Origin of the sequence: Pseudomonas aphyarum (assembly GCF_028657055.1) — a bacterium.
GTDB classification, from domain to species: Bacteria; Pseudomonadota; Gammaproteobacteria; order Pseudomonadales; family Pseudomonadaceae; genus Aquipseudomonas; species Aquipseudomonas aphyarum.
Map to the genome: position 1 here is coordinate 439482 of NZ_JAMDGS010000014.1, position 25784 is coordinate 465265.

Here is a 25784-nt window from a genome sequence, read left to right on the forward strand (position 1 = left end):
GCGGCGCCCGGAGATTACTCGCTCAGAGAAAAGGCCAACAAGGCCGAAAACTGAGTGAAAACACAGCTTGGGAAATAACCTACAGACCTTGCGGTAGTCTTCCGAACATTGCGCTTGTGAAGAACGTAAACGCCAAACGACAGGCGAAAAAAAGCCGCGCGAATGCGCGGCTTTTTCATGTTTGGTGGGCCCACACGGACTTGAACCGTGGACCAAAGGATTATGAGTCCTCTGCTCTAACCAACTGAGCTATAGGCCCTCAGTAGGCCGCGGATTATAGCGACGGTTTCTCGGCTGTGCTATCCGAAAAATCTGATACGGCTATGCGAAGAAACGTCGCGGCGAATTCCTCGGGTGGCAGCGGCAGGCTGACGATGTAGCCCTGGATCTGTTCGCAACCTTCGGCGGCGAGGAATTGTTGTTGGGCCTGGGTTTCCACGCCTTCGGCGATCACGGTGAATTGCATGCTGCGGCCCAGGGCGATGATGGCGCGGACAATCGCCGCGTCGTGCGGGTCGTCGGGCAGTCCGCGAACGAAAGACTGGTCGATCTTGAGGATGTCCAGAGGCAGGCGCTTGAGGTAACTCAGCGAGGAGTAACCGGTGCCGAAGTCATCGATGGCCAGTTGCACGCCGAGGTGTTTGAGCTGGTGCAGCACTGCCAATGCCTCTTCAGCCTGGCTCATGATGAAGTTTTCGGTAATTTCCAGTTGCAGTAATTCCGGCCGCAGACGGTTGTCCTTGAGCAGTTGCTCGATGCGTCCCAGCAGGTTCGGTTGGCGCAGTTGCGCGCCGGCGAGGTTGACCGACAGCGGGCCGAGGGATTCGTAGATCTGGCCCCACTCGAACATCTGCCGGCAGGCGGTTTCCAGCACCCAGTCGCCGATTTGCAGAATCATCCCGTTCTCTTCCGCCAGCGGGATGAAGTGCTCCGGCGGCACATCGCCGAAGTTCGGGTGACGCCAGCGGATCAGGGCTTCGGCGCCGACCAGGCTGTGATCGTCGAGGCTGATTTTCGGTTGGTAATAGAGGTACAGCTCCTCGCGTTCAATGGCCCGGCGAAGTTCGTGCTCCAGCGCCACGCGCTCGCTGGCCTGGGCGGTGAGATCGCGGGTGTAGCTTTCGACCCGGTTGCGCCCCTTGGCCTTGGAGCGGTACATCGCTGCGTCCGCGTTCTTGATCAGGGTCGCAACATCGCAGCCGTCGCGCGGGTAAAGGCTGGTGCCGATGCTGGCGCTGATGAAGAACTCATGCTCGCCGGCCTGGAACGGTGCGCCAAAGCAGTTCAGCAGTTTGGTGGCGATGTTGTCGGCATCGCCGGGCTGTTGCAGGCCGGGCAGCAGAATGATGAATTCGTCGCCACCCAGCCGCGCCACGGTGTCGATATCACGCAGTTGCTCCTTGAGGCGCACGGCGATGCCCTTGAGCAGCAGATCGCCGACCGGGTGACCGAGGCTGTCGTTGATATGCTTGAATCGGTCGAGGTCGAGGAACAGCACAGCGCCCTGGCCGCCGTTTTCCTGCTGGCTGTTGAGTGCCATCAACAGGCGACTTTCGAACAGCGTGCGGTTTGGCAGACCAGTGAGCGGGTCGTGATGTGCCTGATAGTCGAGTTTGGCCTGGGCGTGCTTGAGGCTGGAGATATCCGCGAACACCGCAACGAAGTGAGTGATGAACTTATCGCGGTTGCGCACAGCACTGATGGTCAGCCAGCTCGGGTACAGCTCGCCATTTTTGCGCCGGTTGGAGATTTCTCCCTGCCAGTGACCTTCGTCGGTCAATTGATGCCACATCGCGGCGTAGAACGCGCTGTCGTGCAGTCCGGAGGCCAGGAGGCGCGGGGTGTGACCCAGTGCTTCGCTTTCGCTGTAACCGGTGATTTCGGTGAAGGCGCGGTTCACGGCGCTGATGTGTTGTTGGGTGTCGGTGATCAGCACGCCTTCGGCAGTACTTTCGAACACGGTCGCAGCCTGTTGCAGTTTTTCCTGCATCAGGTGGCGTTCGGTGATATCCCGGGCGATGGTCAGCATGCAATCTTCGTCGCCGATCGGCAGCGGACGGCTGGACACTTCGCAGAGGCGGATCTGCCCGTCGCTGCGGCGGATATGGCAGCTGAAGTCGCGAACGAACCCATCGCGGTGCAGCAGATCAAGCATTTGCTTGCGTTCGTTCAGGTTGACCCAGATGCCCAGGTCCAGCGCCGAGCGATCCACCGACATGGCGCTGTTGAAACCAGTGATGCGACTGAAACCTTCGTTGACCTCCAGCAGCAGGCCATCACTCTGGCGCGACAGCAGCAGACCGTCCGGCGAGGCGTGGAAGGCCTTGGCGAACTTCTCTTCGGAGGTTTGCAGTTGCTGTTGGGTCTCCTTGAGCTGGGTAATGTCGCGCACCACCACGACCAGCGCCGGTGTGGTGTCGAGCTCGAAGGGCTCGGCGGAAATCAGCCCGGTAAACACCTGGCCATTGTTGCGGCGAAAGGGCATCTCCAGGTTGCGAATACTGCCGGCTTGCAGGCGCTGAAGCAGGCCCGGGCCAACCCCGGGAATGCCCCAGATGTTGAGTTCGGTGGCAGTCTGGCCAATAACTTCTTCGGCCTTGAGCCCGATCTGTTCCTCAAAGGCTTCGTTCACTTCCAGCAGGCAGCCGTCGGATAGCCGGGCGATGACCAGAATGTCCGGGCATTGCTGGAATACCGAAGCGAATTTCTGTTCCGACAGGCGCAACGCCTCTTCGGTGCGCTTGGTTTCGCTGATGTCGATCATCAAACCGCGCATCACCGGTTCGTGGCCGTGTTCAATCAGGCTGACGATGTCACGCACCCACAAGCAACGGCCGTCAGCGGTGATCACTCGGTAATCGAGGCTGTGATCGCGCCCGGCCAGCACTTCGTGATCGCAGAAACTCTGGGCGCGAGTCAGATCTGCCGGGTGAATAATGTTGCGCCAGAAGCCCGGAATCAGCCAATGGGACAGCGGATAGCCGAGCAGATCTTCGGCGTGGGGCGAAACATAGCTGTAGGTGAAATCGCTGATCCGCGCTTCCCAGGCGATGGCCGAGAGACTCTCCACCAGTCCGCGATAGTGGTATTCGCTGCTGCGCAGTTCCTGTTCGAGGTCGATGCGTCGGGCGATTTCAGAGCTCAGGCGACGATTGATGCGGATCACCACAGCCAACACAATGACCAGAAGCGATAAACCCGGTAATCCGTAAATCAGCAGATCCGACCAGAATGTCCGGTGATCGAGGACGTTGCCGACCCAGTGCTCCTGAATGCTGCTGATTTCCTCCGGAGACATGTCAGCCAGCACCTTGTCCAAAATCCCCACCAGCATTTTGTTGTCCCGAGGGACGCCCATCGCCAGTTGGTAGCGATAAGGGGTTTCGCCGCTGACATACAAACCATCCAGTTTGAGCTGGCGCAGGCTCCAGACGCTGGAAGCCAGGTCGCCGACCACGGCGTCGACTTCATCGGTGGCCAGGGCCTGCAACGCGGAGCTGACGTTGGGCATCGCCACCAGGTTCAGGTCGGGATGATGGGTGCGCAACAGTTCATGGGGCGCGTAGTTTTCGACCACGGCGATTTTCAGGCCGTAAAGATCCTCGAGCTTGCGCGGTTGCGGGCCGCCGACGTGGGCGAGGATGACGATCGGAAAGTCGAGATAAGGGCGGGTGAACGACAGGTAACTCTGGCGCTCCGGGGTGGACATGATGCCCGGCAGCAGGTCGATCGTGCCGTTTTTCGCCTGTTCGAGCACCACGGTCCAGCTCACCGGCTCGATGGGGGTGAGTTTGATTGCCAGGCGTTGGCGAATCACATCGATATAGTCCGCTGCCAGGCCCTGATAGCGGTTCTGGTCGTCGCGGAACTCGAAGGGCGGCCACGACGCATCGACACCCAGGCGCAAGTCCGGGTGAGCCGCCAGCCAGCTACGTTCTTCATCGGTCAGAGTCAGCGCGTCAGCCGTTGCGGTCCAGATCATCAGTGACAGCAAAAAAAGCACGGACGCCAGTCTGGGCATAACGGTCTCGTTATGGCTCGGGGGAATGTTTCGAGTGTAGACGGGCTGTGCGCGGGGGGAGGGCGGAGCTGGGTATTTAATCTGCCCTATAAACAAAACCCCCGGCCTGGGCCGGGGGGTCTGGTGTCACTCGTCGAGGAAGGAGCGCAGATGCTCGCTTCGCGTCGGGTGGCGCAGCTTGCGCAGCGCCTTGGCTTCGATCTGACGGATCCGTTCACGGGTCACGTCAAACTGTTTGCCGACTTCTTCGAGCGTATGGTCGGTGTTCATGTCGATACCGAAACGCATGCGCAGTACCTTGGCTTCACGGGCAGTAAGGCCGGACAGCACTTCGCGGGTCGCTTCTTTCAGGCTCTCAACAGTGGCGACATCGATTGGCGACTGCATGGTCGAGTCTTCGATGAAGTCACCCAGATGGGAGTCTTCGTCATCACCGATCGGGGTTTCCATGGAGATCGGCTCTTTGGCGATCTTCAATACCTTGCGGATCTTGTCCTCAGGCATTTCCATGCGTTCACCCAGCTCTTCCGGGGTCGGTTCGCGACCCATTTCCTGCAGCATCTGGCGGGAAATGCGGTTGAGCTTGTTGATCGTCTCGATCATGTGCACCGGAATACGGATGGTGCGGGCCTGGTCGGCGATCGAGCGAGTGATCGCCTGACGGATCCACCAGGTGGCATAAGTCGAGAACTTGTAACCACGACGGTATTCGAACTTGTCCACCGCTTTCATCAGACCGATGTTGCCTTCCTGGATCAGATCGAGGAATTGCAGACCACGGTTGGTGTACTTCTTGGCGATGGAGATCACCAGACGCAAGTTCGCTTCAACCATCTCTTTCTTCGCGCGGCGGGCTTTCGCCTCACCGATCGACATGCGACGGTTGATGTCCTTGATCTCGGCGATGGTCAGGCCGGTCTCGGTTTCCAGCGCGGTCAGCTTTTGCTGGCAACGGATGATGTCCGGTTGCACGCGGGCAATGGCTTCGGCGTACTTGCTCTTGCCTTTGGCCAGGGCGTCGGACCAGCTTTCGTCGACTTCGTTGCCAGGGAACTGACGCAGGAAGTCGGCGCGTGGCATGCGTGCATCACGTACGCACAGTTGCATGATCGCGCGCTCTTGCTGACGCAGACGATCCAGGGCACTGCGAACACGCTCGACCAGGGCTTCGAACTGCTTCGGCACCAGTTTGATCGGCATGAACAGCTCAGCCAGAGCCAACAGTTCGGCAATCGCCGCCTTGTTGTTGCGACCGTGCTTTTTCAGGGCCTTGCGGGTGATTTCCATCTGGTCGGCCACGGCGCCGAAGCGCTGTGCGGCGATGACCGGATCCGGACCGCTTTCGGCTTCTTCTTCGTCATCGGAAGATTCGGCCTCGTCATCGTCGTCGGACTCTTCCGCTTTCGCCGCTTTCGCGTCGATCGGCGGCGGGACTTCGGCGGCAGGCGGCGTAATGCCGTCGTCCGGGTCGATGTAACCGCTCAGAACGTCGGACAGGCGACCACCTTCGGTGGTGACGCGAGTGTACTCGGAGAGAATATGGTCAACCGTGCCAGGGAAGTGCGCGATGGCGCTCATCACTTCACGGATGCCTTCTTCGATACGCTTGGCGATTTCGATTTCGCCTTCACGAGTCAGAAGCTCGACCGTACCCATTTCACGCATGTACATGCGCACCGGGTCAGTGGTGCGACCGATATCGGTCTCCACCGCCGCCAACGCAGCGGCTGCTTCTTCCGCAGCGGCCTCGTCGGTATCGGCGTCGGCCAGCATAAGGGCGTCCGCATCCGGAGCACTCTCGTGTACGGGGATCCCCATGTCGTTAATCATGCGGATGATGTCTTCCACCTGCTCCGGATCTGAAATATCCTCGGGCAGGTGGTCGTTGACCTCGGCGTAAGTCAGATACTTCTGCTCACGACCCAGTTTGATCAACTCAATAATACGAGACTGCTGTTGCGCTTTTCCGGACATAACACCCTATCCACTGAAGGTCTTGGCGGGCAAAAAACAAGCCGAGGATTATACCTGAGCTATGACCTCACGCGCCAGTTGAGGTCGGGTTTGATGCGGAAACATTGCGACTTAAAAGGTCGCGCAGTTGATTTTTCTCATCGGTGCTCAGTTCGCTTTGACGCGCTTTCCTGAGCAGTTGTTCCAGATTTCGCTCGCGTTGGCGGGCTGACAAGCTAGTAATGGTGTCGAAAAACTGTTGTTCAAGGTTGTCTCCGTCAATCAGCCATTCCTTTTCCGCCAGCGCCTTGAGCAGGCGACCCTGTTCGGTTCCGTGCCATCGCGCGATCAACTGAAATGAGTTTAGCTTGGGATTCTTCTGTACGGCTTCGAGCAGTGCCACCAGCAGCTGTGCGTTGGTCTGGTTCTCGTCCGCGAAGTGCCCGGCGTCCTCGACCTTTTCCGCCAGTTGCGGGTGATGCAGCAAGGTTCTCAGCGCGGCCAGGGTCGGTGGTTCGACGGCGGCCGGCACGCGTGGGGCACGGGGCTGGTCGCGATCACCGCCACGCTTGCCATTCTTGTCCCACGGTTTCTTGTCCCATTTCTTGCCGCCGGCGCCGGGTTTCTTCGGCGTCCACTCCTGCTGCGGCACATACATGTCCTGTGCCTGCGGCTGATGGTAGTCGCTGTAGTCCGGCATGGCGTCGTAATCGATGCCCGGGTCGTAGGCCGGCGGTGCTTCCTGCGGAGCGCTCTGGGCCAGCTGGCTGACGCTCTCGCTGCTCAGGCCGGTGATCTCGGTCAGACGCTGACGCATCAGGATGCGCAGGTTGGCGCCGGGAACCTTGTCGATCAGCGGTGCTGCGAGCGTGGCCATATGGGCCTTACCCTCCAGCGAGCGCGGGTCGGCTTCTTCGGTCAGTTGCTGGAAGAAGTAGTCCGCCAGCGGCTGTGCGTGCTGATTGATCCGGGCGCGGAAGGCGTCAGTGCCTTCGGCGCGAATCAGCGTATCCGGGTCTTCGCCTTCGGGCAGAAACAGGAAGCGTGCACGACGCCCGTCCTGCAGGCTGGACAGTGTTGCCTCCAGCGCGCGCCAGGCGGCGTTACGACCGGCCTGGTCGCCGTCGAAGCAAAACAGTACGTTCGGCACGACGCGAAACAGGCGCTTGAGATGTTCTTCGCTGGTGGCAGTGCCCAGTGTCGCGACGGCATTGCGCAGGCCTTGCTGGGCGAGGGCGATGACGTCCATATAGCCCTCGACGACGATGATTTCGTCGAGATTGCGATTGTTCTTGCGGGCTTCGTACAGGCCGTAGAGTTCCTGGCCTTTATGGAATACCGGGGTTTCCGGTGAGTTCAGGTACTTTGGCTTGTCGTCGCCGAGCACTCGGCCGCCGAAAGCGATGATCCGCCCGCGGGTGTCGCGGATCGGGAACATCACGCGATCGCGGAAGCGGTCATAGCGTTTGCCGGTTTCGGCGTTCTCGATCAGCAGGCCGGCGTCGATCATGGCTTTCTGCTGCAAGGTGTCGCTGCTCAAATGTTTGAACAGGTTGTCCCAGCCCGGCGGTGCGAATCCTAGACCGAAGTCCCGGGCGATCTCGCCGGTCAGGCCGCGACCCTTGAGGTAGTCCACCGCTGCCTTGCGTGCCGGGTGGCTTTTGAGTGCCTGCCGATAAAAGTCGGCAGCGGCGGTGAGCAGCGGGTACAGCGGTGAATCGGTCGGCTGGCGCGGTTTGTTCGAGCGGCCGCCTTCTTCGCGCGGCACTTCCATGCCGGCGGCTTTGGCCAGGTCTTCGACGGCCTGGGGGAAGTCCAGGTTGTCGTGATCCATGAGAAAGCCGAGGGCGTTGCCGCCAGCGCCGCAGCCGAAGCAGTAATAGAACTGCTTGTCGGGGCTCACGCTGAACGACGGGGTTTTCTCTTTATGGAACGGGCAGCAGGCGGTGTAGTTTTTACCGGCCTTCTTCAATTGCACGCGCGAGCTGACCACGTCGACGATGTCGGTGCGGTTCAGAAGGTCGTCAATGAAGCTCTGGGGAATCAGCCCGGCCATGGCGTTCTCGTCTGCGCTGTAGTGGATCCGATGCGAAAGGCGGCCGGACGCGGGTCATTGAGTGATGCGCGCACGTGGGGCGGCTCGACCGGTGTCGTTTGCGTAATCGCTGTCGGGAAGTGTATCTGCCGAAAATCCACTGACGTTAGTACTCATCAGTCTTCGACTATTCGAAAATGTTGCGCTGAATCCGCTGACGACCTGTTATCGGCCTCGGATAGCTCATGAAGCGGGCACGCAAGCAGGTGCCTTGGGCTGATCGTCGTAAGAGGAATCAGTGGGTGTGCTCGTCAGTAGCCTTGAAAGGCTCGTCAGAAAAGACGTGCACCGCTGGCAAAAGAGCCAGGCCTGACGCGGTGAAGCGGGTTTGTCTCGGTCGCATCTGCGGCTTCGACGGTGAAGCATCAAGCGTTTTACGCAAATGCCATTAGCCCGGCTGAGGGCCGGGCTTGGCAGAAGCTTGCTACGATCGTCTGTGTATTAGTACAGACGAACGGCGCGGCGCTGTTCGCGCTGAACTTTCTTGGCGTGACGCTTAACAGCAGCAGCTGCCTTGCGCTTACGCTCAGAAGTTGGCTTCTCGTAAAATTCGCGGCTACGAACTTCAGCCAGTACACCGGCTTTTTCGCAGGAGCGCTTGAAACGACGCAGAGCTACGTCGAAGGGTTCGTTCTCTTTAACTTTGACGGCTGGCATCCAGAGCTACCTTCATTCATTACCGGGGTCAACATCCTCGCGGCAAAAGAGCACTTGAAGACGTCGGTTTTTAAGGGTTGCGGATGTTAACCCCTCATCGCTCGGAATGCAAAGCCTCTGATCGAAAACCGCTGGTCGGGGCATCACGCGGCGACTATTATGCGCGCCTTCGAATTCAGCCTAAACAAGGCGCAAACCCATGCTAGTACTGGGATTAGAAACTTCCTGCGACGAAACCGGCGTCGCTTTGTACGACAGTGAACGCGGCCTGCTGGCCGACGCGCTGTTCAGTCAAATCGACCTGCATCGCGTCTATGGCGGCGTCGTGCCGGAGCTCGCTTCGCGCGACCACGTAAAGCGCATGCTGCCCTTGATCCGTCAGGTGTTGGCCGAGGCCGACTGCGTGCCAACCGAGATCGACGCCATCGCCTACACCGCGGGTCCCGGCCTGGTCGGTGCGCTGCTGGTGGGGGCTTCCTGCGCTCAGGCGCTGGCGTTTGCCTGGGGCATTCCGGCGCTCGGCGTGCACCACATGGAAGGCCACTTGCTGGCGCCGATGCTGGAGCCAAAACCGCCGGAATTTCCGTTCGTCGCTTTGTTGGTCTCCGGTGGTCATACGCAGCTGGTTCAGGTCGATGGCATCGGCCAATACAGCCTGCTCGGCGAGACGCTGGACGACGCCGCGGGCGAAGCTTTCGACAAGACTGCAAAAATGATGGGCCTGAATTATCCGGGCGGACCGGAAATCGCCAAGCTGGCAGAGAAGGGCGTCGCAGGACGTTTCACCTTCCCGCGTCCGATGTGTGATCGCCCGGGCCTGGATTTCAGCTTCAGCGGCCTGAAGACCTTCGCCCTCAACACCTGGCAGCAATGCGTTAGCGCCGGGGACGACAGCGAGCAAGCCCGTTGCGACATCGCGCTGGCGTTCCAGCAGGCCGTGGTGGAGACTTTGACCATCAAGTGCAAGCGGGCCCTGAAGCAGGCCGGCATGAAGCGTCTGGTGATCGCCGGCGGTGTGAGTGCCAACAAGGCGTTGCGTGTTTCGCTGGAGAAAATGCTCGGCGACATGAAGGGCGATGTGTTCTATGCCCGTCCCGAGTTTTGCACCGATAACGGCGCGATGATCGCGTTTGCCGGCTGCCAGCGTTTGCAGGCCGGCCAGCAGGAAAGCCTGGCAATCAGCGTGCAGGCGCGCTGGCCGATGGAGCAGTTGTCGGCGCTGTGATGAGTGGCGCTCACGTGCGGTATTTAAAAATGCCGTTCGCGCCCGGCGAACAGGTCGCGTAGATTGCCTCGGTGGCGCCAGACGATCAGCAGTGTCAGCGTGCTCATCGGCAACAGCGCCGCCGGTTCCTGCCAGGCCAGCAACGGCAGGGTCAGCGGAGTGGCGATCAGCGCCGCCAGCGAGCTGGTGCGGGTCAGGTAGAACGTCAGCAGCCAGGCGCACACGGCCAGCAGCGCAGCGGGTGGATACAGCCCCAGCAGCATGCCGGCCGCCGTGGCGACGCCCTTGCCGCCGCGAAAGCGGAAGTACAGCGGGAACAGGTGACCGATCACGGCGCAGACGCCGATCCACGCCTGATCCTGCAGCGAAAGGCCGGCAGCCGAAGCGATCAGCACCGGCAGCAGGCCTTTGCACAGATCACCCAGCAGGGTCAGGATCGCGAGTTTGCGTCCGGCCAGGCGCAGCATGTTGGTGGCGCCGGCATTACCCGAGCCACTCATTCGCGGATCCGGATTTCCGGTCAGGCGGCTGAGCAAAATGGCGAAGGACAGAGAGCCGAGCAGGTAGGCGAGGATCGCCAGTAACCAAAACATGCTAACTATTCCGGGCGAGGACGCCCTGATTCTAACGGCGCATTGCGCCCTTGTCGTGCAGCGGAGAAAAGTGCTTGGACAGAGTGTTTATCGAGGGCCTGGAAGTCGACACCGTGATCGGTGCCTACGACTGGGAGCGCGGCATCCGACAGTGCCTGCGTCTTGATTTGAGCTTCGCCTGGGACAATCGCCCGGCCGCCGCCGGTGACGACCTGACCCTGGCGCTCGATTACGCCAGTGTGTCCACGCGGATCCAGGCCTTTGCCGAGCAATCCCGGTATCAACTGGTCGAGACCTTCGCCGAGCGTCTGGTTGAAGTGCTGATGAGCGAATTCAAGATCACCTGGGTGCGCCTGAAGCTGACCAAGCCAGGTGCCGTACCGGCCGCCAAGGGTGGTGTGGGTGTGGAGATCGAGCGCGGATGCCGCTGACCCAGGTCTATCTCGGGCTCGGTAGCAATATCGAGCGCGAAACCCATTTGCAGGCCGGTCTGGATGCCTTGTCCACGTTTCTGGTGGATATCCGCTGTTCGCCTGTGTTCGAAAGCCAGCCGGTGGGAATCAAGAGCGGGCCGTTCTTCAACTTCGTGGTGTCGGCGTTCACCGATCTGCCGTTGATCGAGCTGGATCGACGCTTGAAATTCATTGAAGCGGACAACGGTCGTTATGCGCCGGATCGCAAGGGCTTGCCGCTGGATATCGACGTGTTGTTGTACGGCGATCTGGCGGGCAACTTCGACGGGCTGATCCTGCCTCGTGCGGAAATCCTGAAAAATGCCTTTGTGCTGTGGCCGCTGTCGCTGATTGCGCCGGATCGGGTGCATCCCGGTGTAGGAAAAAGCTTTGCCACATTGTGGGCCGAAGCGCAGATCGATCAGGTGCTGGCACCGGTCGGATTTGAGTGGCGCGGTACTCAGCTCACGCCTTCAGATCTGTCTTGAACGGTTTGATCCGCCCTCGCGAGGGCGGATCAGGCGTTTTCAGGACGCCGCAGATTCCTTGTAAACCTTCAACGCCTTGAGCCGTTCGCGCTTGAGTGCCTCGCCCAGTTCCGGACCTTTGAATCCCTTCTCCAGCAACGGCTGCACTGCCACGCCGCGCGCCACATTGGCCGCGCCGCGCAGGTAATCCGCCTGTGGATAACTGCGCTGCTCGAGCCCTTTGCGGCCTCGGGCATCCATTTCGCACGCGACGATGAATTCTTCGAAACGCTGTGGCCGACGGTAAACGTCAAAGCTTTGCAGCAATTCGAGCAAGGTCGAAGCCTTCAACTCCAGGGCGCGATGCCCATGGGTGTGATATTGGCCGACCAGCAAGGCCAGCTCCTGACAGTCCTTCGGTGCCTTGAAGCGCTCGTTGACCGCTTTGATCAACTTCAGGCCTTTGTGCTCATGGGCGATGTGTCGTGGCCATTCCTCCTCTGGAGTAAGGCCTTTGCCGAGGTCGTGCAGCAGGCAGGCCCAGCGCACGGTCAGCGGTTGTTTATGCAGGGCTGACTGCTCAAGCACGCTCAGGGTGTGAATGCCGCTGTCGATTTCCGGGTGGTGAGCTTCCGGCTGCGGCACGCCGAACAAGGCATCGACCTCTGGCATCAGCACCTTCAAGGCGCCGCAATCGCGCAGCACCTGAATGAATACTTGGGGCTGATCCTCCATCAGTGCGCGGAAAATCTCTTTCCAGCTGCGTTCGGCCGTAAGGGCTTCCAGCTCACCCGACTCGCTGAGCTGACGCATCAGCTCCAGGGTCTCGGGCGCTACCTTGAAACCAAGCTCCGCGTAGCGAGCGGCAAAGCGCGCAACACGCAGGACCCTGAGCGGATCTTCGGCAAACGCGGGGGAAACGTGACGCAGAATCCGCTCTTCGAGATCGCGCTGACCGTGGTAGGGATCGGTCAGGTTTTGCTGATCATCCTCGGCCATGGCGTTGATCGTAAGGTCACGGCGGATCAGGTCTTCTTCAAGCGTGACCTCGGGGCTGGCGTGAAAGGTGAAACCACCATAACCGCGACCGCTCTTGCGCTCGGTGCGGGCGAGGGCGTACTCCTCGCCGCTTTTCGGGTGAAGAAAAACCGGGAAGTCCGCGCCGACCGGGCGAAATCCCTTGGCGAGCATTTCTTCAGTGGTCGCACCGACCACCACCCAATCGATATCGGTGACCGGTTTGCCCAGCAGGCGATCACGTACCGCACCGCCGACCTTGTAAATCTGCATAAAAAACCTCCGTTGGCCCGACAGGATAACCCTTGCGCCGGACTTTCGGAGGCCTGAACGGGATCAAAGATGAATGACGGCCAAGTCGAGTCGACCGTAATCCCCCTCGCTGTGTTCGCTGCGAGGCGGAACATGATGGGTCTTCATGATCTGGTCGCCCTGCAGGGTTTCCAGATGAATGTCGAAGCCCCACAGCCGGTGCAGGTGTTTGAGAACCTCCTCGGTGGAATCGCCCAGCGGTTTTCGGTCGTGTTGCTGGTGGCGCAGGGTCAGCGAGCGGTCGCCGCGGCGGTCGATGCTGTAGATCTGCACGTTGGGTTCGCGATTGCCGAGGTTGTATTGCGCTGCGAGCGTTTCGCGAATGATCCGGTAGCCACCCTCGTCATGGATCGCGGGCACCAGCAAGTCGTCCTTCTGGTCGTCATCGAGGATGCTGAACAGTTTCAGATCGCGGATCACCTTGGGTGACAGGTATTGCAGGATGAAACTCTCATCCTTGAAGCTGCTCATGGCGAACTTGATGGTCGACAGCCAGTCGGTGCCGGCGATTTCCGGGAACCAGCGGCGGTCTTCCTCCGTGGGTTCTTCGCACATGCGCCTGATGTCGCGATACATCGCAAAGCCCAGCGCGTATGGGTTGATGCCATTGTAATAAGGGCTGTCGAACCCCGGCTGGAACACCACGCTGGTGTGGGACGTCAGGAACTCCATCATGAAGCCGTCGGTCACCAGGCCTTCGTCGTACAGGTCGTTCATCAGCGTGTAGTGCCAGAACGTCGCCCAGCCTTCGTTCATCACCTGGGTCTGGCGCTGTGGATAGAAATACTGAGCGATCTTGCGCACGATCCGCACGATCTCGCGCTGCCAGGGTTCCAGCAGCGGGGCGTGTTTCTCAATGAAATACAGGATGTTTTCCTGCGGCTCGGCCGGGAAGCGCGCATTGTCCTTGTCGCTGTACTTGTCCGCGCCTTTGGGAATGGTGCGCCACAGGTCGTTGATCTGTTTCTGCAGATGTTCTTCGCGATCCTTCTGCCGACGCCGCTCTTCCTCGGCGGAAATCGGGTACGGACGTTTGTAGCGGTCGACACCGTAGTTCATCAGTGCGTGGCAGGAATCGAGCAGATCCTCCACGGCATCAATCCCGTGGCGCTCCTCGCACTGCATGATGTACTGCTTGGCGAACACCAGGTAATCGATGATCGAACTGGCGTCGGTCCAGGTGCGGAACAGATAGTTGCCTTTGAAGAAACTGTTGTGGCCATAGCACGCGTGCGCGACCACCAGTGCCTGCATGCAGATGGTGTTTTCTTCCATCAGGTACGCGATGCACGGGTCCGAGTTGATCACGATCTCGTACGCCAGCCCCATCTGCCCGCGGCTGTAGGATTTTTCGGTGCTGAGGAAGTGTTTGCCGTAGGACCAATGGTGATAGCCCAGCGGCATGCCGACCGAAGCATAGGCGTCCATCATCTGTTCGGCGGTGATCACTTCGATCTGGTTGGGGTAGGTGTCCAGGGCGTAGCCGGCCGCGATACGGGCGATTTCGCGGTCGTACGTCTGGATCAGCTCGAATGTCCATTCCGAGCCGGTGGAAATGGGTTGGCGCTTCTGCTCTTTGGCGGTCTTGGCGGTCATGTCACTAACCTGCGCTGGAAGAGTTCACGGAAGACCGGATAGATATCCCCGGCCGAGACCAGTTGTTGCTGGGCAAAAGTGTCGGAAAAGGCTTCGGCGATGCGTTCGTACTCGTACCACAAAGCCTGATGTTCGCGCGGGGTGATCTCCACGTAGGTGTAGTACTGCACAAAAGGCATGATCTGGTTGATCAGGATGTCGCGGCAGATCGGCGAGTCGTCGTTCCAGTTGTCGCCGTCGGAAGCCTGGGCGGCGTAGATGTTCCATTCATTGCTCGGATAGCGCTCGGCCATGATCCCCTGCATCAGTTTCAGGGCGCTGGAAACGATGGTGCCGCCGGTCTCGCGGGAATAGAAAAACTCCTCTTCGTCCACTTCGCGGGCGCTGGTGTGGTGGCGGATGAACACCACGTCGATCTTGTCGTAGTTCCGCTTGAGGAACAGGTACAACAGGATGAAAAACCGTTTGGCGATGTCCTTGGTCGCCTGGGTCATGGAGCCGGAAACGTCCATCAGGCAGAACATCACGGCTTTCGAGCTGGGATTCGGCTGCTTGATCAGCAGGTTGTACTTGAGGTCGAAAGTATCGAGGAACGGCACCCGATGGATGCGCGCACTGAGTTTCTCGATTTCCGCCTCGAGATCCTGAATGTCGCCGAAATTGTCCGGTTCTTCGCGTTTCAGTCGCGCCAGTTCTTCTTTGACCTCGCGCAGTTTGGCGCGGCTGCTGCCCGATAGCGCAATGCGCCGAGCGTGGGCCGAGCGCAGGGTACGGATGATGTTGATCCGCGACGGGTTGCCCTCGTTGCTGATCCCCGCACGCACGGTCTTGAAGGTGTCGGTGCCGGTCAGGTTGCGCTTGACCAGGTTGGGCAATTCGAGATCCTCGAACATGAATTCGAGGAATTCTTCCTGGGTGATCTGGAAGACGAACTCGTCCATACCTTCGCCGGAGTTGCCGGCCTTGCCCGGCCCACGGCCTCCACCACCTCCCGGCGGACGGGCGATGTGTTCGCCAGCGGTGAATTCCTTGTTGCCGGGATGAACCACGGTCTGCTTGCCGCCGCGACCATGGTGAAGCACCGGTTCGTCGATATCGCGACCGGGGATGCTGATCTGCTCGCCGTGCTCCATATCGGTGATGGAACGCCGGCTGACCGCCTCTTCGACAGCCTTCTTGATGTGGTCACGGTAACGCCGCAGGAAGCGCTGACGGTTCACCGTGCTCTTGTTCTTGCCATTGAGACGTCGGTCGATCACATAGCTCATGACTGCTCCTTAGAAGCTGTCCTGCAAAGGGGCGAGCGGTCATGCAGCATTGAACCGAATGCCAAGGGACGTAAACGCTCCCCCAAGCGCTTTGGGTGCTGCCTGAACCTCGCTACCGCCTTTCGAACACCTTCCAGAGGCCTGTGTAGCAGAAATTGCGCGCACAGGCCTCGGGCTGACGACAACCGGTCTGACCGGCCGCGGTTTACTGTGATTTTCTGACCCGCAGATACCACTCGGAGAGCAGTCGTACCTGTTTGTCGGTGTAGCCGCGTTCGACCATTCGTGTAACGAAGTCGTTGTGTTTCTGTTGATCCTCTTTGCTGGCCTTGGCGTTGAAGCTGATGACTGGCAGCAGGTCTTCAGTGTTCGAGAACATTTTCTTCTCGATGACCACCCGCAGTTTTTCGTAGCTGAGCCAGGTCGGGTTCTTGCCGTTGTTGTTGGCCCGGGCGCGCAACACGAAGTTGACGATTTCGTTGCGGAAATCCTTCGGATTGCTGATGCCGGCCGGTTTCTCGATTTTTTCCAGCTCCTCGTTGAGGGCGACGCGGTTGAGGATCTCGCCGGTTTCCGGATCGCGGTATTCCTGATCCTGAATCCAGAAGTCCGCATACAGCACGTAGCGGTCGAAGATGTTCTGACCGTACTCGCTGTAAGACTCGAGGTAGGCGGTCTGGATCTCCTTGCCGATGAATTCGATATAACGCGGTGCCAGGTACTCTTTCAGGTAACGCAGATAGCGTTCGCGGGTCTCGGCCTGGAACTGTTCCTGTTCGATCTGCTGTTCCAGCACATAGAGCAGGTGTACCGGGTTGGCGGCGATTTCATGCGGATCGAAGTTGAATACCTTCGACAGGATCTTGAACGCGAACCGGGTCGACAGGCCGTTCATGCCTTCGTCGACACCTGCCGCATCGCGATATTCCTGGATCGACTTGGCCTTCGGATCGGTGTCCTTGAGGTTTTCGCCGTCATACACCCGCATCTTGGAGTAGATGTTGGAGTTTTCCGGCTCCTTCAGGCGGGACAGCACGGTGAACTGCGCCAGCATCTTCAGGGTGTCCGGCGCGCAATGGGCCTTGGCCAGGGAGCTGTTGAACAGCAGCTTGTCGTAGATCTTCACCTCGTCGCTCACACGCAGGCAGTACGGCACCTTGACGATGTAGATCCGGTCGATGAAGGCTTCGTTGTTCTTGTTGTTGCGGAAGGTGTGCCACTCCGATTCGTTGGAGTGGGCCAGCAGGATCCCGGTGAACGGAATCGCGCCGAGGCCTTCGGTACTGTTGTAGTTGCCTTCCTGAGTGGCGGTCAGCAACGGGTGGAGCACCTTGATCGGTGCCTTGAACATTTCGACGAATTCCATCAGGCCCTGGTTGGCCCGGCACAGCGCACCGGAGTAGCTGTAGGCGTCGGCGTCGTTCTGCGGGAATTCTTCGAGCTTGCGGATATCGACCTTGCCCACCAGCGCGGAGATGTCCTGGTTGTTTTCGTCGCCCGGTTCGGTCTTGGCCACGGCGATCTGGTTGAGGATCGACGGGTACAGCTTGACTACGCGGAACTGGCTGATGTCGCCGCCGAATTCGGCCAGGCGCTTGGTGGCCCATGGCGACATGATGGTGTTCAGGTAGCGCCGTGGAATGCCGAAGTCTTCCTCGAGGATCGCGCCATCTTCGGTGGCGTTGAACAGACCCAGAGGCGATTCGAATACCGGCGAGCCCTTGATCGCGTAGAAGGGCACTTTTTCGATGAGCTGTTTCAGCTTCTCGGCCAGGGACGACTTGCCGCCGCCGACAGGGCCGAGCAGATAGAGGATCTGTTTCTTCTCTTCCAGGCCCTGAGCGGCATGGCGGAAATACGACACGATCTGATCGATGCATTCTTCCATCCCGTGGAAGTCTTCAAAGGCCGGATAGCGGCGGATCACCTTGTTGGAAAAGATGCGCGACAGTCTCGAGTTGGTCGAGGTGTCGAGCAGTTCCGGTTCGCCGATGGCCAGCAATAGACGCTCGGCGGCGGAAACGTAGGCACTGCGATCCTTTTTGCACAGTTCCAGGTACTCCTGCAGGGAGAATTCTTCCTGGCGTGTGGACTCGAAGCGTTGTTGGAAGTGGCTAAAGATACTCATGACGTCACCTCGCTCGATACGTGGAGCCGACGCCGGATCACTCAGTCGATGCTGGCAAGCAGCTGCGATGGCAGCTGTTGTTTACCCCCCAGAACACTTTCGCGATCGACAATCGCGAAAGTCACTCCCGATGACCCGTGCGCCGGTGTACCGGCTCTCCCCTGTTTTGGATGGCCTGGGCTTAAGGATAGTTGGGAATTCGGGAGGTAAAGGCGAGATACGTAATTAGTTGTGGCAGACCGTTCGTCTGCCACCGCGCAAGCCCGCGGGAGCCGGGGCCTGCACGTTACAAAAAAATTATTCGGAGGTGCCTTGCGCGGTTTCCGAAGGAAAAGTCGTACGCCACAGTTCGAAGCCGCCATCCATGCTGTAGACGTCGGAGAAGCCCTGGCTCACGAGATACGCGGCGGCACCCTGGCTCGAGTTGCCGTGGTAGCAGACCACAACGGTCGGGGCATCGAGGTCGGCGCCCTGGATGAAAGCATGGAGGGAATGATTGTCCAGATGCTTCGAGCCGCTGATGTGCAGTGCGGCAAATGTTGCCGGGTCACGGACGTCGACGACCACGGCACCTTGCTCGCGCAGGGCCTGGGCCTGTTCCGGGGGGATACGTTTGAATTCGCTCATGGCGGGCTCCTGTGGCTCGGCTGAAAACGCAGTCTAGCGCGGGGCGCTGACGGGAGAAGATTCGGTGATCAGTGGCGCGACGCCGGGCAGTACGGCCCCATGCTCGTCGCATTTGCATGACAGGCGTACGCCGCTGTCGACATTCATCAGGGTCAGGCTGCCGCCCCATACGCAACCGGTGTCGAGGGCCGAGATGCCGGGCTCGTGAACGTTGCCTTCCAGCGCCGCCCAGTGACCGAAAATGATCCGCAGGCCACGGGTCTTGCGTTCCTTGTGCTGGAACCAGGGCTTGTAGCCCGGCGGCGCGGTGTCGAGGCCTTCCTTGCTCTTGAGGTCGAGCTTGCCTTCGGCGGTGCAGAAACGCATGCGGGTGAAGTAATTGGTGATGACTCGCAGGCGTGTCACGCCTTTGAGATCGCTGTCCCACTTCGCTGGCTCGTTGCCGTACATGCCGTCGAGGAAGGGTGGAAGCAGGTTGTCGTCACGCAGCGCGGTCTCGACTTCTTCAGCGTACTTGAGTGCTTTGCGCAGCGACCATTGCGGCGGAATGCCCGCATGCACCATGGCCACTTCGCGCTGTTCGTCGTAGTGCATGAGTTTCTGTTGGCGCAGCCATTCCATCAGTTCGGCGCAGTCTGGCGCTTCAAGGATTTCACGCAGCGTGTCGGACTTCTTCATGCGCTCGATGTTCTTCGCCGCTGCCAGCAAGTGCAGGTCGTGATTACCGAGTACGCAGACCAGCGAGTCGCGCATGCCACAAAGGAAGCGTAGGGTTTCCAGCGATTGCGGGCCTCGGTTGACCAGATCACCCACCAGCCACAGGCGATCCAGAGCCGGGTCGAACGCCACCTGCTTGAGCAGGCATTTGAGCGGTTCGAGGCAGCCTTGCAGGTCGCCGACGGCATACGTCGCCATCAGTGCAGGGCTCCGGGAACGGCGAGGCGGAAGGGCTTGATGATCGCATCGAAATGCTTGCCGTCGTCGGCGACCATTTCGTAGGTGCCTTGCATGGTGCCGACTTTGGTGGTCATCACTGTGCCGCTGCTATAGGTGTGGCTTTTGCCAGCGCCGATCAACGGTTGCTGGCCAACCACGCCGGCGCCGCGCACTTCTTCGACATGCCCGTCGCCATCGGTGATCACCCAGTGGCGCGACATCAGGCGAGCGGGTTGCTCGCCATTGTTCTGCACGGTGATGGTGTAGGCGAAGGCAAAGCGCTCGTGCTCGGGTTGCGATTGGTCTGCCAGATAGTGGGTAACGACACTGACATCGACCTGGTAGCGAGGATCGGACATGCAAAAGGCCTTAAAAACGAAGCGGGACGCGGGGCGTAGCTGATTGGGATTCAGTCTAGGCAAGTATCGGGCAGTAGACCAGAGTTGGCGTCCCGCCCGATAGCGATCATTGCCGGTCAGTCGGCTTCAGGTGCTTTCGCCGGCTGTTCGGCGAGCTTGTCGGCCAGGCGCACGAACGCGGCCAGATCGAGTTGCTCGGGGCGCAGGCTGCCATCGACGCCGGCGGCTTCAATCTCGGCGTTGCTCAGCAACTGTTTGAGGGTGTTGCGCAGAGTCTTGCGACGCTGGTTGAAGGCTTCACGCACCACGCGCTCGAGCAGGCGATGATCCTTGGCCGGATGCGGCAGTACTGCGTGCGGGACCAGACGGACGATCGCCGAGTCGACTTTCGGTGGCGGATTGAACGCGCCCGGGCCGACGTTGAACAGGTGTTCGACCCGGCAATGGTACTGAACCATGATCGACAGACGGCCCCAATCGCCGCCACCGGGGCCTGCGGCCAGACGCTCGACCACTTCCTTCTGCAGCATGAAGTGCATGTCGCGGATGATGCCGGCGTTGTTCAGCAGGTGGAAAATCAGCGGCGTGGAGATGTTGTACGGCAGGTTGCCGACCACACGCAGGCTGTTCGGCGCAGCGTTCAGGCTGTTGAAGTCGAACTTCAGCGCATCGCCCTGATGCAGGTTGAAATTGCTCTTGCCGGCAAACTGCTGGTTGAGGATCGGGATCAGGTCCTTGTCCAGCTCCACCACGTCCAGCTGTGCGCCGGAATTGAGGATGCCGGCGGTCAATGCGCCCTGGCCCGGCCCGATTTCCAGCATGCGGTCGCCGGCCTTGGCACTGATGGAGCGCAGGATGCGGTCGATGACGCCGGCATCGTGCAGGAAGTTCTGGCCAAAGCGTTTGCGCGCCTTGTGTTGGTATTGCTCGGTCATAAACGGGTCTCGGCCATCTGGTAGGCGGTTTCCAGGGCGACTTGCAGGCTGCCGGTGTCGATCTTGCCGCTGCCGGCCAGATCCAGGGCGGTGCCGTGGTCGACCGAAGTGCGGATGATCGGTAGGCCCAGGGTCACGTTGACTGCAGCGCCGAAGCCTTTGTACTTCAGCACGGGCAGGCCCTGGTCGTGGTACATCGCCAGCACTGCGTCGCAGTGCTCCAGATATTTGGGGGTAAACAGAGTGTCGGCAGGCAGCGGGCCACGAAGGTCCATGCCCTCGCCGCGCAGGCGCTCCAATGTGGGTTCGATGATGTCGATTTCTTCATGGCCCAGGTGTCCGCCTTCACCGGCGTGCGGGTTGAGCCCGCAGACCAGGATGCGCGGTTGGGCGATGCCGAATTTTTGTTGCAGATCAGCGTGCAGAATCCGCGTGACCCGTTCCAGCCGCTCCGGCGTGATCGCATCGGCGATGTCGCGCAAGGGCAGGTGAGTGGTGACCAGCGCCACGCGCAAACCGCGGGTGGCGAGCATCATGACCACCTGGGCGGTATGGGTCAGGTCGGCGAGAAATTCGGTGTGACCGGAAAACGCGATGCCCGATTCGTTGATCACGCCTTTGTGCACGGGCGCGGTGATCATCCCGGCGAAGTCGCCGTTCAGGCAGCCATTGCCGGCGCGGGTCAGGGTTTCGAGGACGAATGCGGCGTTGGCCTTGTCCAGTTGCCCGGCGACCACGGGGGCGCTGAGCGGAGTGTCCCAGACATACAGGCTGTTGGCGGGCGCCGGAGCGTCCGGCCAGTGGTCAGGCGCCACTTCCAGCAAGCTGACGGCCAGCCCCAGCTGCGCGGCCCGCTCTTGGAGCAGGTCGCGGCTGGTTATGGCAATCAGGGGATGTGGCTGGGCTTGCGAGGCGAGCAGCAGGCACAGGTCGGGACCGATGCCGGCCGGTTCGCCGGGTGTCAGCGCGAAACGCTTGGGTTTCACTGCGCTGCCTGGTCTGCACCAGGGAGTTTGATCTCTACGTACGCTTCGTCACGGATCTGACGCAGCCAGGTTTGCAGCTCTTCGTCGTATTTACGGTTACGCAGTACGGTCATCGCTTGCTGCTCACGGGCCTGTTCGGTGCTGTCGGTGGCGCGACGGCCAAGGACTTCCAGAACGTGCCAGCCGTACTGGGTCTGGAACGGCTTGGACAGCTGGCCCTGCGGGGACTTGGCCATCACGGCGCGGAATTCCGGCACCAGTGCGTTCGGGTCGATCCAGTTCAGGTCGCCACCGTTAAGGGCGGAACCCGGATCTTCCGAGTACTTCTTGGCCAGTTCGGCGAAATCTTCACCGGCTTCGATGCGGTTGTAGAGCGATTGAGCCAGCTCCTTGGTTTTGGCTTCGTCACGAACCGGACTTGGCTTGACCAGGATGTGACGCACATGCACTTCGTCGCGCATCTGGCTTTCGCCACCACGTTTTTCCAGCAGCTTCAGGATGATGAAACCACCCGGAGTGCGTGCTGGTTGAGTGATGTCGCCAGCCGTCATGCTGCTCAGTTCGCGGTCGAACGGCGGTGGCAGTTGAGCGGCTTTACGCCAGCCCATGTCGCCGCCTTCCAGAGCGTTGTCGCTGCCGGACTTGGCAACGGCCAGTTGACCGAAGTCAGCGCCTTGCTTGAGTTGCTGGTAAACCTCCATCGCCTGACGTGCGGCGCTCTGAATCGCTTCAGAGTTGGCGCTTTCCGGGGTCGGAATCAGGATGTTGGCCAGGTGCAGCTCTTCGGACAGTTGCATCTTGCCCAGGTCGGAGGCGAGGAAGTTCTTCACTTCCTGTTCCGATACCTGAATGCGCTCGGCCACGCGGCGCTGACGCACACGGCTGATGACCATTTCACGACGGATCTGCTCGCGAGCGTCCTCGTAGGACAGGCCATCGCGAGACAGGGCGATGCGGAACTGATCCGGGGTCATGTTATTGCGCTGGGCAATGGTGCCGACGGCCTGGTTCAGTTCTTCATCGGTGATGCGAATGCCGGAACGTTCGCCGATCTGCAATTGCAGGTTTTCGACGATCAGGCGCTCGAGCACCTGTTGATCCAGTACGCCCGGAGGTGGCAGGCCACCGCCACGCTTGGCGATGGTTTGCTGAACCTCGTGGACGCGTTGATCCAGCTGGCTCTGCATGACCACGTCGTTGTCGACGATGGCCACTACTTTATCGATGGACTGCACCGCGGCGTTGGCCGCGGTACCCAGGAACAGCGCGCCCAGCATCAGCGGGCGCAGACAATCAGAAAGCTTGGTCTTCACGTTGACGATAACCTTGGATGCCTTTGTCGAGGAAGCTCTCTACCTTGGCGCCGGTGAGGCCGCCGAGTCCCTTCAGAACAATTTGGAGGAAGACGCCGTGGTCGCCTTTTTCGTTTTCCGGGGCGTTCTGACTGAATTCGTCATAGCTGACCCAGTAACGGTTGATCAGGCGCAGTTTCCAGCAGCAGTTGTCATATTCGAAACCACCGAAGGCTTCCAGCGTGCGATTGCGGTTGTAGTCGTACTGCCAGCGGCTGATCGCGCTCCACTGCGGAACGATCGGCCAGATGACCGAGAAGTCATGCTGCTGGATCTTGTAGTAGTCCTTCACGTAACCCGGTTGCCCCGGGGTGCCGTAGTCACCACCACCCACCGACCATTTACCGGTGTTCTGGTCGTAACGGACCTGGTCGTTGCGATAGCGATAGCCGACGTTGACCACCTTGTTCGGGTTGTCTTCAGGCTGGTAGTGGAACATCGCGCTGCCGGAACGCGGGCTGCGGCTGTCCGGGTCCCAGTTGTAATCGGCAGTGGTCCGCCAGTCGCGGTTCCAGCGGTATTCGTATTCCAACGCGTAAGGCGAAACGTTGGCCTTGGCGTCGTCGCGATCGTTGAACGCGATGCCTGGCAGTTGAACTTCGCGGTCCTTGAAGTACAGGGCCTGGCCGACGCTGATGCGTTGACGCTCGAAGCCGTCGTCTTCGATCCAGCGACTGGTCACGCCCAGCGACAGTTTGTTCTCGTCGCCGACACGGTCGGAGCCGGAGAAGCGGTTGTCACGGAACAGCGACGCGTAGTTGAAGGTGTATTCGCTGGTGTCAAATACCGGAATGTCTTCCTGGTCCACCTTCGGCACATAGAGGTAGAACATGCGCGGTTCAAGCGTCTGGCGGTAGTTCTTGCCAAAGAAGGACGTATTGCGGTCGAAGTACAGGCCACCGTCAACGCTGGCGATAGGTACGCCGCGATTCTGGTTGCTGTCGAACGTACCGTTGAGTTTGTTCTGCTCTGCGGTCTGACCGGCAATTTGCGATTTGCCAGTACCGTCCAGATCCAGTTGATACTGGGTGTACTGGTACTTCAGCGATGGCTTGAGGAAACCATAGGTCCAGTTCATTGGCAGGCTGACGCCTGGTTTCAGATTCAAACGGTCGCCATTGGCGCGTGCGAGGCCGAACACGTTGTTGTCGAGACGCGGCTCGACAGTGCCGTCTTCGTTGGTGAAGTTGCCGTTTTTCAGATCGCGATCGAAACGAACGATTTCGGTCTCGTAATCGAAGTTCAGACCTTCCGGGTGATACGGCAGCTGACCATTGAAGGTGATCTGCGGCAGGCGGTCATACGGCGTGATGTTCGACACGGTTGCCAGCTGGTACGCCTGGGCGTTCAAACGGGCGGTGTAGCTGTCGCCACGATAGGTGACCGAACCCTGCTGGTTCACGTAGTCGGCACTTTTCACGCCGATCTGGTCGGTCTGCAGATCCTGGAAGTAATAAGGATCGCTGATCTTGGTGTAGTCCACCTGGGTGAACACACGGGAGTCGAGACCACCCTTGTGTTGCCAGTTGTACATGTAGCGGGTTTTTTCGTAGTCGGTCTGGCCCTTGCGCTCGTCGTCCTCGTCGTTGAGGTACGCCGCACCGAACTGACCTTCGCTCGACTTGGTCAGGTAACGGAACTCGCCTTCCATCAGCATGCCGCGCTTGCTCATGTAGCGCGGATACAACGTGGCATCGTAGTTCGGTGCCAGGTTGAAGTAGTACGGGGTGACCAGCATGAAGCCGGTGTCGCTGCCGGAGCCGATGGTCGGCGGCAGGAAACCCGACTGACGACGATCGTCGATCGGGAAGTAGATGTACGGCGTGTACAGGACAGGAATGTCCTTGACCCGCAGTGTCACGTTGGTCGCAGTACCGAAACCGGTGGCAGGGTTCAGGGTGATGTTGTTGCCCTTGAGCTGCCAGGCGTTGCTGTTCGGTTCGCACGTGGTGTACGTGCCGTCCTTCAGGCGGATGATCGCGTTTTCGGCACGCTTGGCGTACAGCGCGTTACCGCGGATGCGCGACTTGTGCATCACGTATTCGGCGTTGTCGACCTTGGCTTCACCGGTGTCGAGCTGCACATCGGCGTGGTCGCCGACGATCAGCGCGCCGTTGTCGCGAATGCGCACGTTGCCGGCCAGTTCGCCACGGCTCTCGGCCTGATACAGGTTGGCCTCGTCGGCTTCGACCTGCATGCTGCCCTGGCGCATGACCACGTCACCGGCCAGGCTCGCAACCTGCGAATCCTGCTGATAACGCGACGCCTTGGCGCCGATGAAGGTCGGGGCGTCACTTTTATTCGTCTTGTCATTCATGCCAGGACGAATCGGTTCGATATAGGAACCAGAGCAGTAAGGACCGGTCTCGGCCAGTTGGGCGGCGGTGAGCTTCTCGCGCGGAACCCAGTCGAGGTGACTGTAGTCTTCGCTACGGGATTTCAGGCCACGGCCCTTGGACTCGGTAACCAGTACCGGCTTGGGCCCGGACTCCGCAGTGGAGCCGCTCTCGGCCGGGGCTTCGCCAGCGGCGCTGACGGCACTGCCGTCATGCACGGGACGCGGCGGCAAGGCAGCGGCCGGCGTCTTCGGCGAGCAGGCCCAGCCACCCGTTGCCGAGACGGCGCAGTCATACTGCTCGGCGGCAACAACGAATGAACTGGCCAGAGGTTGCATAGCCAGCAGACTGCCGGTTACCAACAACGGAAATTTTTTACGAAACGCGGGGGATTTCAATGCCATCTTATTAGTCCGGGCTTCCTGCGTGCCATCTGCCCGCGGTGTGGGCCGCACGCCTCTCGATGGTC

Annotated in this window: 19 protein-coding genes and 1 tRNA gene; 3 read left to right on the forward strand and 17 right to left on the reverse strand. The window is 60.1% G+C overall.

Annotation, left to right across the window (positions count from 1 at the left end; all coding sequences use genetic code 11):
- Positions 1–182: 182 nt before the first annotated feature.
- The 5 genes from M5G18_RS22805 to rpsU all read right to left on the reverse strand — a co-directional run bounded on the left by M5G18_RS22805 (position 183) and on the right by rpsU (position 8726).
- A tRNA-Ile gene (locus M5G18_RS22805) sits at positions 183–259 on the reverse strand.
- Positions 260–274: 15 nt separating this feature from the next.
- Entirely contained in the window at positions 275–4021 is a 3747-nt protein-coding gene (locus M5G18_RS22810; protein WP_127800234.1) for a bifunctional diguanylate cyclase/phosphodiesterase, read from the reverse strand.
- A 126-nt stretch (positions 4022–4147) separates the two neighbouring features.
- Entirely contained in the window at positions 4148–5995 is a 1848-nt protein-coding gene (gene rpoD, locus M5G18_RS22815) for an RNA polymerase sigma factor RpoD (protein WP_273896303.1), read from the reverse strand.
- 67 nt (positions 5996–6062) lie between these two features.
- Positions 6063–8030 (reverse strand): DNA primase, encoded by a 1968-nt coding sequence (gene dnaG / locus M5G18_RS22820; protein WP_273896304.1) that lies wholly within the window; start codon positions 8028–8030, stop codon positions 6063–6065.
- Positions 8031–8510: 480 nt separating this feature from the next.
- The gene (gene rpsU, locus M5G18_RS22825) at positions 8511–8726 is read right to left on the reverse strand and encodes a 30S ribosomal protein S21 (protein WP_002551877.1); all 216 of its coding nucleotides are present in this window, start codon (positions 8724–8726) and stop codon (positions 8511–8513) included.
- 199 nt (positions 8727–8925) lie between these two features.
- On the opposite strand from rpsU, the gene tsaD reads away from it, so the two are divergent.
- Positions 8926–9951, forward strand: coding sequence for a tRNA (adenosine(37)-N6)-threonylcarbamoyltransferase complex transferase subunit TsaD (gene tsaD, locus M5G18_RS22830; RefSeq protein ID WP_039768071.1), 1026 nt, complete (start codon positions 8926–8928; stop codon positions 9949–9951).
- Positions 9952–9974: 23 nt separating this feature from the next.
- Here the strand turns inward: tsaD and plsY are convergent, their stop codons facing one another.
- Positions 9975–10544 (reverse strand): glycerol-3-phosphate 1-O-acyltransferase PlsY, encoded by a 570-nt coding sequence (plsY, locus tag M5G18_RS22835; protein WP_179693493.1) that lies wholly within the window; start codon positions 10542–10544, stop codon positions 9975–9977.
- Positions 10545–10618: 74 nt separating this feature from the next.
- Here plsY and folB point away from each other — a divergent pair, with 74 nt between their 5' ends.
- Together folB and folK are read left to right on the forward strand one after the other, a co-directional pair.
- Entirely contained in the window at positions 10619–10975 is a 357-nt protein-coding gene (gene folB / locus M5G18_RS22840; protein WP_064380331.1) for a dihydroneopterin aldolase, read from the forward strand.
- Positions 10966–11484: a 2-amino-4-hydroxy-6-hydroxymethyldihydropteridine diphosphokinase gene (gene folK, locus M5G18_RS22845; protein ID WP_007959899.1), complete on the forward strand. Its 519-nt coding sequence runs from the start codon at positions 10966–10968 to the stop codon at positions 11482–11484. Before folB ends, folK begins: the two co-directional genes overlap by 10 nt.
- Before the next feature lie 39 nt (positions 11485–11523).
- On the opposite strand, the gene M5G18_RS22850 is transcribed toward folK, so the two are convergent.
- The 11 genes from M5G18_RS22850 to M5G18_RS22900 form a co-directional block, all read right to left on the reverse strand.
- A complete protein-coding gene (locus M5G18_RS22850; RefSeq protein WP_273896305.1) occupies positions 11524–12753 on the reverse strand; it encodes a multifunctional CCA addition/repair protein in 1230 nt (409 codons plus the stop codon).
- A 63-nt stretch (positions 12754–12816) separates the two neighbouring features.
- On the reverse strand, positions 12817–14388 hold the full coding sequence (locus M5G18_RS22855) for a SpoVR family protein (protein WP_273896307.1): 1572 nt from the start codon (positions 14386–14388) through the stop codon (positions 12817–12819).
- A complete protein-coding gene (locus M5G18_RS22860) occupies positions 14385–15656 on the reverse strand; it encodes a YeaH/YhbH family protein (RefSeq protein ID WP_273896309.1) in 1272 nt (423 codons plus the stop codon). Before M5G18_RS22860 ends, M5G18_RS22855 begins: the two co-directional genes overlap by 4 nt.
- 205 nt (positions 15657–15861) lie before the next feature.
- Complete coding sequence (locus tag M5G18_RS22865; protein WP_007959909.1) at positions 15862–17784, reverse strand: PrkA family serine protein kinase; 1923 nt, start codon at positions 17782–17784, stop codon at positions 15862–15864.
- Between the two features lie 297 nt (positions 17785–18081).
- On the reverse strand, positions 18082–18411 hold the full coding sequence (gene glpE, locus M5G18_RS22870; RefSeq protein ID WP_007959911.1) for a thiosulfate sulfurtransferase GlpE: 330 nt from the start codon (positions 18409–18411) through the stop codon (positions 18082–18084).
- Positions 18412–18444: 33 nt separating this feature from the next.
- Complete coding sequence (locus tag M5G18_RS22875) at positions 18445–19326, reverse strand: symmetrical bis(5'-nucleosyl)-tetraphosphatase (RefSeq protein ID WP_273896313.1); 882 nt, start codon at positions 19324–19326, stop codon at positions 18445–18447.
- On the reverse strand, positions 19326–19706 hold the full coding sequence (apaG, locus tag M5G18_RS22880; RefSeq protein ID WP_064380341.1) for a Co2+/Mg2+ efflux protein ApaG: 381 nt from the start codon (positions 19704–19706) through the stop codon (positions 19326–19328). The genes M5G18_RS22875 and apaG overlap by 1 nt, the downstream gene beginning before the upstream one ends.
- A gap of 116 nt (positions 19707–19822) precedes the next feature.
- The gene (rsmA, locus tag M5G18_RS22885; protein WP_007959916.1) at positions 19823–20641 is read right to left on the reverse strand and encodes a 16S rRNA (adenine(1518)-N(6)/adenine(1519)-N(6))-dimethyltransferase RsmA; all 819 of its coding nucleotides are present in this window, start codon (positions 20639–20641) and stop codon (positions 19823–19825) included.
- On the reverse strand, positions 20638–21627 hold the full coding sequence (gene pdxA, locus M5G18_RS22890) for a 4-hydroxythreonine-4-phosphate dehydrogenase PdxA (protein ID WP_102685686.1): 990 nt from the start codon (positions 21625–21627) through the stop codon (positions 20638–20640). Before pdxA ends, rsmA begins: the two co-directional genes overlap by 4 nt.
- Complete coding sequence (surA, locus tag M5G18_RS22895) at positions 21624–22940, reverse strand: peptidylprolyl isomerase SurA (protein ID WP_273896315.1); 1317 nt, start codon at positions 22938–22940, stop codon at positions 21624–21626. Before surA ends, pdxA begins: the two co-directional genes overlap by 4 nt.
- Entirely contained in the window at positions 22921–25719 is a 2799-nt protein-coding gene (locus M5G18_RS22900; RefSeq protein WP_273896317.1) for an LPS-assembly protein LptD, read from the reverse strand. Before M5G18_RS22900 ends, surA begins: the two co-directional genes overlap by 20 nt.
- Positions 25720–25784 lie beyond the last annotated feature (65 nt).